This is a genomic window from Acinetobacter wanghuae, assembly GCF_009557235.1.
In the GTDB taxonomy this organism is placed as follows: Bacteria; Pseudomonadota; Gammaproteobacteria; order Pseudomonadales; family Moraxellaceae; genus Acinetobacter; species Acinetobacter wanghuae.
The window spans coordinates 1,054,528-1,065,321 of the sequence record NZ_CP045650.1 but is presented as its reverse complement, the minus strand read 5'-3'; the positions used below and the strand labels follow the sequence as shown (position 1 = coordinate 1,065,321).

At 41.8% G+C, this 10,794-nt stretch carries 9 protein-coding genes; 2 read left to right on the top strand and 7 right to left on the bottom strand.

The genetic code is table 11. From position 1 onward, the window contains the following. Positions 1 to 50 precede the first annotated feature (50 nt). From rpmE to GFH30_RS04850, 4 genes are all read right to left on the bottom strand, one after another. Entirely contained in the window at positions 51 to 275 is a 225-nt protein-coding gene (gene rpmE / locus GFH30_RS04865; RefSeq protein WP_054581467.1) for a 50S ribosomal protein L31, read from the bottom strand. A gap of 192 nt (positions 276 to 467) precedes the next feature. Next, the gene (locus GFH30_RS04860; RefSeq protein WP_153371163.1) at positions 468 to 1,448 is read right to left on the bottom strand and encodes a bile acid:sodium symporter family protein; all 981 of its coding nucleotides are present in this window, start codon (positions 1,446 to 1,448) and stop codon (positions 468 to 470) included. A gap of 145 nt (positions 1,449 to 1,593) precedes the next feature. Further along, the gene (gloA, locus tag GFH30_RS04855) at positions 1,594 to 1,995 is read right to left on the bottom strand and encodes a lactoylglutathione lyase (RefSeq protein WP_153371162.1); all 402 of its coding nucleotides are present in this window, start codon (positions 1,993 to 1,995) and stop codon (positions 1,594 to 1,596) included. 1 nt (position 1,996) lies between these two features. Beyond that, positions 1,997 to 4,165 (bottom strand): AmpG family muropeptide MFS transporter, encoded by a 2,169-nt coding sequence (locus GFH30_RS04850; RefSeq protein WP_153371161.1) that lies wholly within the window; start codon positions 4,163 to 4,165, stop codon positions 1,997 to 1,999. A gap of 244 nt (positions 4,166 to 4,409) precedes the next feature. Here GFH30_RS04850 and GFH30_RS04845 point away from each other — a divergent pair, with 244 nt between their 5' ends. Next, the gene (locus GFH30_RS04845; RefSeq protein ID WP_227551610.1) at positions 4,410 to 7,067 is read left to right on the top strand and encodes a Lon protease family protein; all 2,658 of its coding nucleotides are present in this window, start codon (positions 4,410 to 4,412) and stop codon (positions 7,065 to 7,067) included. A gap of 69 nt (positions 7,068 to 7,136) precedes the next feature. Here GFH30_RS04845 and grxD read toward each other — a convergent pair whose 3' ends face one another. After that, the gene (gene grxD, locus GFH30_RS04840) at positions 7,137 to 7,478 is read right to left on the bottom strand and encodes a Grx4 family monothiol glutaredoxin (protein ID WP_153371159.1); all 342 of its coding nucleotides are present in this window, start codon (positions 7,476 to 7,478) and stop codon (positions 7,137 to 7,139) included. 160 nt (positions 7,479 to 7,638) lie between these two features. Between grxD and GFH30_RS04835 the strand changes: the two genes are divergently transcribed. Next, positions 7,639 to 8,850, top strand: a complete 1,212-nt coding sequence (locus GFH30_RS04835) for an aspartate aminotransferase family protein (protein WP_153371158.1) — start codon at positions 7,639 to 7,641, stop codon at positions 8,848 to 8,850. An 80-nt stretch (positions 8,851 to 8,930) separates the two neighbouring features. On the opposite strand, the gene GFH30_RS04830 is transcribed toward GFH30_RS04835, so the two are convergent. Both GFH30_RS04830 and GFH30_RS04825 read right to left on the bottom strand, forming a co-directional pair. Next, the gene (locus GFH30_RS04830) at positions 8,931 to 9,860 is read right to left on the bottom strand and encodes a LysR family transcriptional regulator (protein WP_153371157.1); all 930 of its coding nucleotides are present in this window, start codon (positions 9,858 to 9,860) and stop codon (positions 8,931 to 8,933) included. Positions 9,861 to 9,952: 92 nt separating this feature from the next. Beyond that, a complete protein-coding gene (locus GFH30_RS04825) occupies positions 9,953 to 10,789 on the bottom strand; it encodes a peptidoglycan DD-metalloendopeptidase family protein (RefSeq protein WP_153371156.1) in 837 nt (278 codons plus the stop codon). Between the last annotated feature and the right edge of the window lie 5 nt (positions 10,790 to 10,794).

Here is a 10,794-nt window from a genome sequence, read left to right as displayed (position 1 = left end):
TAGCAGGCACAAAAAAACGGGCATAAAGCCCGTTTTCTTCATTTTGGGTATTAACGTTTAACAGAACGTGACATACCAGCAAAACGTTGTTTGAATTTATCGATACGACCGCCAGTGTCAACATTCTTCTGTTTACCAGTGTAGAATGGGTGGCAAGCTGAACATACGTCTAGGTAAATTGTTTCTTTACCAAGTGCAGAACGAGTTTCGATAACGTTACCACATGAACAAGTAGCAACTAAAGTTTCGTATTTTGGGTGAATATCGGCACGCATGGTCGATTCTCCATTAGATTCAAGAAGGTTTAGCTGTCATCGCTATTGATCACTCTCAATAAATGAGGAAAGCTTAAATTAAGCAGATCAACACCATAACAGACCATTCTTTTGGCCCACCGAGACGGATACCGTCAGAGCTAAGCACAACAAGTGGACAGTATTATACGTCAAGCGATGCGAATATGCGAATTATTCTTCAATCCGCACGTCACTGTGTTTTGACCACATATTGGCAATGATACCGCACACCATCAATTGAATTTGGTGGAAAATCATAATCGGCAAGACAATCATACCGAGCGGCTGCCCAATAAATAAAATCTGCGCCATTGGTACGCCACTCGCCAAGGTCTTTTTTGAACCACAAAAGAATATTGCTTTTTGATCCGCACGATTAAAGCCCAAAGCGCGTGGGATATATAGCGTAAGCAGCATAATAATGGTCAACAATAATGAACATGCAACCATTAATGCAAACAACGTACTTAAACTGACTTGCTGCCATAACCCTGCCACGACCGCACTGCTAAATGCACCATAAACCACCATTAAAATGGAGCCTTGATCAAACACCTTAACGATCTTCGGCATTTTTTTCATTTGTGGGAAAACCCAAGGACGTAGCAGTTGCCCTAGAATAAAGGGCACTAGCAGCAATAAGGTAATTTGTAGAATGGATGAGGTCGGATCAAAATTATGTGTCGACTGCCCCAAGATAAAATAAGCCACCAATAACGGCGTGATCAGCATCCCGATAATATTCGAAAACGAGGCACTGCATACCGCTGCAGCAACATTACCCTGCGCCACAGAAGTAAAAGCAATCGAGGATTGTACAGTCGATGGCAAGAAACACATGAACAAAAAGCCCCAATAGAGTTCTTGTCCCAACATCGGCAATAAAATTGGTTTTGCCAGCAAGCCCAAAATTGGAAAGAGCGCAAAGGTAAAGGCGAAGACCAAGCCATGCAATTTCCAGTGCATTAAGCCCTCTAACACGGCTTCACGTGACAATTTTGCACCATGTAAAAAAAATAAAATGGCAATCGCAACTGTGGTAATTGAGCCAAAAACGTCAGCAGCTTGTCCCGAGACCGGCATTACACTGGCCAGAATCACCATCACAAATAGCAGTATGGTGAAGCGATCTAATGCCAATAATTTAAGCATCCTTTCCTATCCCTCATCTTATTTTGTGCCGTAAAAATGCCCGGTCATCTTAGCAGATTCCGGGCACCTTTGAGGATGAGACTATTTAATGCAATAGATGAAATTCCCTCAAGCTTGTTTTCATCTCATTCGCTTACAACTAAACTTAGTTGTTACGTGCATTATGGTCTTGTTGAATGAGTTCAACTTTATAACCATCTGGATCTTCAACAAATGCGATTACGGTTGTACCGCCTTTCATTGGACCCGCTTCACGAACCACGTTACCGCCACGCGCTTTAATCTCTTCACACGCTTGGTAAGCATCATCTACCGAAAGTGCAATATGACCATAGCCATTGCCTAAATCATAACTTGTGGTATCCCAGTTATGCGTCAGCTCAAGCACAGTATGATTTTCTTCATCGCCATAACCGACAAATGCCAAAGTGAAACGACCTTCTTCATAATCACGTTTACGAAGTAAAGTCATACCAAGCACTTCAGTATAGAACGCTAATGACTGTTCTAAATTGCCTACGCGTAACATGGTATGCAGCATGCGCATATTATTCATCCTTATGAATCGATTGACGTTGATGTTCACCCAATAATTTTGCCACCCAAACCACCAAAATTAAAATGGGAATACCAATCAAGGTGGTCATGAGGAAGAATTTTGGATAACCAATATTGGTGACAATAGTACCCGAATAGCCACCTAAAATCTTAGGGGTTAAGGTCATGAGTGAGCTAAAAATAGCATATTGTACTGCGGTAAATGAAACACTGGTTAAACTTGATAAAAAGGCAATAAAGGCAGCACCCGCCAAACCTGCAGCAAGGTTATCGACAATAATCGCAAAATAAAGCCATGCTTTACTGTAGGGTTCAACTACTTTACCGGTCACTTCAATCATGCTGTTACTATTGGGATCAATCGCAGCAATCGGCTCAATGTTGATATCCAAATCTTGCGCTGTGGTCAAATGATCATTGGCTTGATAGACATGTGTCACTTGTTGTAAGGCTTGATCATTCTGCAACAACACCGCACTCAACAGATGTGTCGGTGCATCTTTGAGTTTTTGTGCAACAATCGCTGCGGTAAAGACGCCTTGTTCATCCACTTTGGCATCAATACGTTCATCATTCAGCTCAAGGACAATCTTTTGCTCCGCTGTTAACGCTTGCCCCAAATACTGACCACGTATCACAATCGTGGCATCCTGCTCATGCAGCGTAATCGTGTTATCACTGGTAATCGGTAAAATTTGCAGCTGTGCATTGCCATTCTGTTGGATTAAATACGGCATTGATACCGTGACAGGTGCTTGCGTTGCAGTGGCTTCATTGGCAAAGGCAGTCGTCACTTGAATCGCTTTGTCTTGTGCCAACACTTCGCTTGGAATCTTAATGTTCCAATAACCCACTTCATCTGTTTCAGTCTGATAGGTCTGATTCGCAACTGAAATCTGAACGGGTTTTAAAGGCTGACCTGATTTGACTAAACCAATAAAAATTAAGTTGGTCGCACAGGCGAGAATTGCACCGACAAACATCAATTTCATAATGTTCATCTTTTGTGCGAGCAAGCCGCCTAAGAAACCGCCTAGCAGCGAGAAAATCACACCATAGACTTTGACTGCTTCCGCAATTTGCTCTTTACTAAAGTTTAGATCTTGGTAGAACACATTGGAAATCACACCGGCAATAATATCGGAAATGCGATAAAAACCAATGAGCAACAACAACACCAATGCCAGTTTTAAACCATAACGTTTAAAGAAGTCAGCGATCGGATTGACCCAAGTTTCATACGCCATCTGTTTATTAACAGCGCCCATTTTCACCAAGCTTGCGCCAATTGCAAAAGCCATTACGCCTGAACCAATAAAACGTAAAGCTTCAAAGCAAAAGAGTGCGAATGTATCGGTAATGGCAAACTGTTCAACAGTGTGATTGACGATATTGCCTGAGTAAATATAGCTGAGAACAAAAGCAAGTACGGATAAGAAAAACACCGCTACAAGACGGAAATAATCCGTGCGTACATAATGCTTACGGACACGATCAACCTGAGGCTCACGAATACATAAGGTAGTCATAATACCCACCAACATGACCGCAGCCATCGCTAAATACGTCCATTTCCAAGCATCGTATATATAGTTGCCTTTGGCTGTACCTAAATACGCAGCAAGGAACAGCGCACCCGCACCCGCCACGATCATCCCAATACGGTAACCCGCGTTATAGGTCGATGCCAATACGGTTTGCAGCTGTGTTTCAGCCAGCTCAATACGATAGGCATCAATGACAATATCTTGTGTTGCAGCAGAAAAACCAAGTAGTACAGCGCCCAACGCCATTTGATGAATATGACTTTGCCCTAATGCAGGATCTGAAAATGCCATAATGGCAATGGCGCAAATAATTAGAATTTGTGCAATGAGCAACCATGCACGGCGTCGACCTAATAGTTTGGTCAAAAATGGTACTGGCAATTCATCAATGAGTGGTGCCCAGACAAATTTGAAGGAGTAGCCCAAGGCTGCCCAACTAAAAAACGTCACCGCGCTTTTACTAATGCCCGCTTCGCCTAACCAAAGTGATAAACTGGAGAAGATGAGCAGAATGGGAATGCCTGCTGAAAAACCCAAGAACAGCATGATCAATGCACGTCGATCTAAAAATGCTGTAAATGCGGATTTCCAACCCGTCGTTTGTGTTGTCATTGCTTTATTATTTTCCGCAAAAAACCAATAGCTGCTATTCAATCCTTTAATAGCCGATCTTTCAACAAAATTTATGATTTTATCGCGGGCTAATTTTTTATTTTCGGTCAAAACAGATATGTTGGCTTGAATTTTTCAAGTAATTCTGTATACCTTAAACTTAATTCACGCAATATTTCGTTTTGGATCTTAAACAGTGACGCAAAAACTCGATCAAATTAATTCTTCTCTCAGCAACGATACAATAACAACAGTAGAAACCCTCAGTTCGGATACCCAAACTATGCCAGCTGAACCAAGCGAAATAGAAAAGACCCTTGAACATACGCGTTTAAAATCGACACAACTGACGCATATTCCGAAGCTTGATAAAATTCCAGCATCGACCAAGCGCATTAAACCTTTAAATAACTTTTTAGGTCAGGATCGCGCGCGCGCTTCAGTCGAAGCCGGCATTGCCCTCCCTTATTCAGGCTATAACATCTTTGCCGTGGGGACTGCAGGTTTAGGCAAGCGCACCATGATTAAACGCTTGCTCAGACAACACGCAAAAAGCATGCAAACCCCAAATGATTGGGTTTATGTCAATAATTTTAAAAATCCACGCCAACCGATTGCACTCGAACTCCCTGCCGGTCAAGGGCCAAAATTTCAAGCCCTGTTACATCAGAGTTGGCAAACCACCTTAAAACAGCTTGAACGTCGTTTTACCGCGGAAAGCTATCACAATCGCATTGAACTTATTCGCCAACAAACTGGTGAAGAACAACATCAAGCGTTAATTGAGCTGACCCGCGAAGGCGAAGAATTTGATCTTAAGCTGATTACTCGCAATGAAGAACATACTTTTGTTCCGATTCATTTTGTCGACGATCAAGCCTTGGAAATGACCCAAGAAGACCTCAATGCGCTAAGCAATAAAGATCGTGCTGAAATCGCCACCCATATGCGTTACATGGACAAAAAATTAGAACGTCTTGGCTTACATTTGGGTGATTTGGAAGATGATGCCCGTGATCAAGTGCAAATTCTAAATCGTGATATTGCCAAACAAGTGGTCATGCCACGTATGGAGCAAATTCTTGCCAAGTTTAAAGATGTGGCAGGTTTAGAAGAATATCTGAAGCATTATGCTGAAGACATTATTAGTAATGTTGAAATTGTACTTGAACAAGAAGAGGATGATTTCACGCCGGCTTTGTTCAGTCGTGTGCCTTCACGCTATCAAGCCAATGTAATTGTAAGCAATAAACCGAATAGCGGTGCGCCAGTTCTGTTTGAAGATTTTCCAACCCATTACAATTTATTGGGTCATGTTGAACAACTGACACAAAATGGCACCATTACCACTGACTTCACCCTTATTCGTCCGGGTACCTTGCATAAAGCCAATGGCGGTTATTTGATGCTTGAGGCTGAACAACTGCTTGAACAGCCGTATGCATGGCAAGGTTTAAAACGTGCCTTAAAATCAGGGCATCTTAAGCTGTCTTCGCTTGAGCATATGCTGACTTTAACAGGAAGTATATCAATAGAGCCTGCATCTATTCCTTTGAATATCAAAGTAATATTACTTGCGGAACCTGAAATTTATTATGATATTTTAGAGCTTGAACCTGAGCTTGGCAGTATTTTTAAAATTCGTGCCGACTTTACAGATACATTACAACGTAATGACAATAATGAGCAGGCTTATATGCAACTGATTGCCGATTATGTGCAAGCAGACAAGTTATTGCCGTTTGATCGTTCAGCATTAGCAGCACTGCTTACCGATTCAAGCCGTCAAGCTGAAGACCAAAGTTCATTGTCATTACATGCCCTAACCTTGGGTGATTTGATTCGTGAAGCACATCATCATGCCTTTAAAGCAGATGATAAAATCGTATCTGAGAAACATATCAATACAGCACTCGATCACCGTAAATATCGTTTGGGTTATTTACGCGAACTCTATTGGCAAGATCTCAGTCGTGGTACACAACTGATTGAAACACGGGGTCATCGTCTAGGACAAATCAATGCATTGTCGGTGATTCAATATGCCGATGTTGAGTTTGGTTTACCCTCTCGTTTAACTGCATCGGTATATCAAGGCGGTGGCGATATTCTAGATATTGAACGCAGCGTAGAGCTTGGTGGCTCATTACATGCCAAAGGCGTGTTATTGATGTCATCGTTCTTAAAAGCGCATTTTGGTCGCGAACAAACTTTACATTTCTCAGCTGCCCTTGCCTTTGAACAAAGTTATGGTCAAGTCGATGGCGATAGTGCCACCGTTGCTGAATTGTCTGCCTTGATTTCTGCGATTAGCCAATTACCCATCGATCAATCATGGGCAATTACCGGTTCTATGAACCAATTGGGTCAAGTTCAACCGATTGGCGGTGTCAATGCAAAAATTGAAGGTTTCTTTGATGCTTGTAAATTACAAGGTTTAACCAGAAAACAAGGGGTTATTATTCCGCGTCAAAATATGCAGCATCTGATGCTACGTAAAGATGTCATCACTGCGGTTGAGGAAGGTCAATTCCATATTCATGCCATTGATAACATCGCTCAAGCCTTGGAAATCTTGATGTCACGCCCTGTCGGCACCATGGACAAAAAAGGTCGTTATACCAAGAAGTCGATTTTTGCGGCTGTGATGGATCAACTTGATTATTGGCAAGCGATTGAAGATGGTGCTGAATTGGTAGAAGAGCCATCGAAAAAAGAGAAAAAGAAAGCCAAACAAAAGAAAAAGGAAAAAGCGGCAAAGAAGGCTGAGAAAAAAGCAGCTAAACAGTTAAAGCAGCAAGATAACACCACTGCTACAGAAACAGACGCTATTGACATGCAAGATGAATCAAGCAGCGATGTTCAAACTAAACCTTCAAGTCATATGCATGAACAATCTTAATCGATTGTTTGTGTGATATACCCTGATAAAAAAAGCGCCTTAACGGCGCTTTTTTTATAGCAGGCTGAATTAAGCTTCAGGCGCTGGGCTGTATTGTTCAACTAAAGATTTTAATTCACCTTTTTGGAACATATCGAGCATGATGTCGCTACCACCAATCAACTCGCCGTTAATCCACAATTGTGGGAAAGTCGGCCAGTTTGCAATTTGCGGCAAAGTTGCACGAATATCTTGATTTTCAAGAATATTCACATAAGCAAAAGGACGACCAATTTGACTGAGTGCTTCTACCGCACGTGCAGAGAAACCACATTGTGGGAATTGTGGTGTGCCTTTCATGTAGAGAAGAACTGCATGTTTTGCAATTTGGTCACGAATTAACGCTTCGGTATCGCGTGCTTGTTCAGTCATTGATAAATCCTCAACTATTCTGATTCGCATTATACCCAAATCCAAAGAAAACAGTACGTCAAAAGCAATAAATCCAATTTTATTTACAATTAGACTTTAATTCTCAGTACAATTTTGCTTATATAAGTTTTTCTTTCCACCTAACAATATAGAGTTAGTCATGAATAATATTACCCTCGCTCCGGTGCAAACTGATCAACCATCACACTTGATGCCTGTATTTGGCCGTCAAAAGATCAGCTTTGTCCGAGGACGAGGCGCATTTCTTTATACAGAAGATGGGACTGAGTACTTAGATGCATTAACTGGTATTGCGGTATGTGGTTTGGGTCATGCACACCCAGAGATTGCAGCAGCCATTGCAGAACAAGCATCGACGTTAATTCATACCAGTAACTTATTTGAAGTGCCATGGCAAACTGCAGCTGCACAAAAACTTGCAGATGTTGCAGGTATGGAAGAAGTCTTCTTCTCCAACAGTGGTGCAGAATCGAATGAAGGTGCAATCAAAATTGCACGTAAATTTGGTCATATGCAAGGCATCAGCACACCAAAGATCATTGTTGCTGATCATTCTTTCCATGGCCGTACCATGGCGACATTATCTGCAACAGGCAACAAGAAAGTACAAGATGGCTTTGGACCATTGGTTGAAGGCTTTATTCGTGTACCTTTTGGCGACATTGAAGCGATTGAAGAAGCTGCCATCAATCACCCTGACATTGTGGCCATTTTGGTTGAACCGATTCAAGGTGAAGGTGGTGTCAATACTGCACCTCAAGGCTTTAGCTATCTTGAAGACATCCGTCAAATCTGTAACCAACACAATTGGTTAATGATGCTCGATGAAGTACAAACCGGTAATGGTCGTACAGGTAAATACTTTGCCTATCAGCACACCAACATTATTCCAGACGTTTTAACCACCGCAAAAGGTTTAGGTAATGGCTTCCCGATTGGCGCGGTCATGACACAAGGTCGTGGTGTCGGTGTGTTAACTGCGGGTAACCATGGTTCGACGTATAGTGGTACAGCACTCGGTTCACGTGTGGTTTATACCATTTTGGACATCATGCAAAAAGAAAACATCGTAGCGAATGCAGCGACAAAAGGCGCTTATATTGTTGAGCAATTGCGTAGCCAACTTGCAGATCAAAACGTGACTGTACGTGGTTTCGGTTTAATGATCGGAATTGAATTGCCTAAAGCATGTGGTGATGTGGTCGATATTGCCCGTGATGAATACAAACTGATTGTCAATGTGACTGCTGGTAACGTAGTGCGTCTATTGCCACCATTGAACATTACACAAGAACAAGCAGACCTACTGGTTGAACGCTTAGTGACTTTGCTTAAAGCCTATTTAGCTTAAATCATTAAAATCTGAAAGATAAAAAAGCCGCTTCGAGCGGCTTTTTTATGGTATGTCTTTAAGTGAAAATAATGAAAAAATTAAGAGGCAAGCTGTAAAATACGTGCGCCTGAAAGCTGATTAAAATACTGCTTTAAAGTTTCGATACAACGTAAAATTTTCGTTGCATGCTGATCACCCTTTTGAATCACAGCATATAATGTTAAAGGTGGAAGTTTCCATTCAGGTAAGACTTCAACCAATGCGCCTTTTTGTAAATCTTTTTGAACGTCTAAGTATGAAATTTTAGTAATACCATTGCCTTGTAAACACATTGCACGTGTCACCCAATGACTATTGGTATTAAAACGTGAGTTGAATTCAAGCGTGACTGAGTCAGCTTTATTCACATGTTGGAATTGTAATTTTTCGAATGGCTTGAGTGGCGTTGACGGTAATAAATCGTGATTTTTCAAATCATCTGGTTTAGCAATCAGCGCGGCTTGATTGATATAACTTGGTGCTGCTACCAAAATCTGTTCAATCTGAATCAATGGAATCGCATTGAATTGTTGTTCATCCAGCAATTGATCCAAACGCAGAGCAATATCAATACGCCCATCTAATACATCATGATTTTGATTATTGGTTTCAAAATGAATATTTAAGCCACGATGTGCCGACATCCAATGCGACAATGCTGGTACCAAATGTGTCGCACAAAGTTCAGGTGTAGAAGCAATTCGTAGCTCACCCACGAGATCATCACGCAATTCATTAATACGAACTTTGCCACGCTCAGCTGCTGCCAACATTTCTTGACAGCTGTAGAAAAATGCTTGCCCCGCTTCGGTCAAACTTAATTTACGCGTTGAACGATTTAGAAGAATGACTTCCATATCTTGTTCTAAAGAGCGAATTTGTTGACTCACCGCACTGGTGGTAATTCCTAAATCACGCGCAGCACCGCTAAACGAGTTTTTTTCTACAACGCAAGCAAAGACGCCCATTGCTCGAAGTTGATCTAACATAAATTCCCCTCTAAACTTATGAGATGCCTTTATCAGTTGATAAAAACAACTCATTGTATTATACGGTGAAATTTTCTATTTGCATTATTTATTTAATTATTTGCTAAAACGTTCGCGGGATTGATCGGCTTTCCATCAAGTCGAACTTGAAATTCAAGCATCGTACGTGTGGTACCGGTTGAACCCATCTCTGCAATCTTTTGACCTGCAGTCACATTTTCACCACTTTTCACATTCATTTTACTGTTATGTGCATAAGCCGTAATGTAGCCATTGATGTGCTTAATGAGCACTAAATTACCGTACTCTTTTAAGCCATCTGCAGCATAAACCACTTGTCCGTCAGCAGCAGCATAAACAGGATCACCGTCTTTACCGGTATAACGCGTGCCCTTTACGCCTGCGCTTAAGTTATAACTTTGCAAGATACTGCCTTGGCTTGGTTTGACCCAACGTAAACCTGTTGCAGCGACAACTGGCGCTGGTGTCACAGCTTTCGCAACTGTTGGCGTGGTTACTTTTGCAGGTGTTACCGGTGCTGATGCAGTGGTATTACTTGGTAACGCAATGGTTTGACGTTGAATCGGTGCTGCTTGTGCAATGGCTTGTGTGGTTGTATTGCGGCTATTGCTATTATTTTTAAGACGAATCGATTGACCGACAAAAATACGATAAGGTTCAGCAATATCATTCATTTGCGCCACAGTAACGTAGTTCAGACCGTAACGCGTTGCAATACCACTTAGGGTATCGCCTGAACGCACCGTATAGAAGTCCGGTGCTGCGGCATAACGTGTCGAACCATTGATTAAGGGTTTAGATGCACAACCTGTAACCAACACGGTCGAAGCCACTACACTTGAAATTGCAATTGCTTTCATCAACGTTGCAGGTGATGTGAATTTACGTTTTGCTGACACCAATACCATTATCT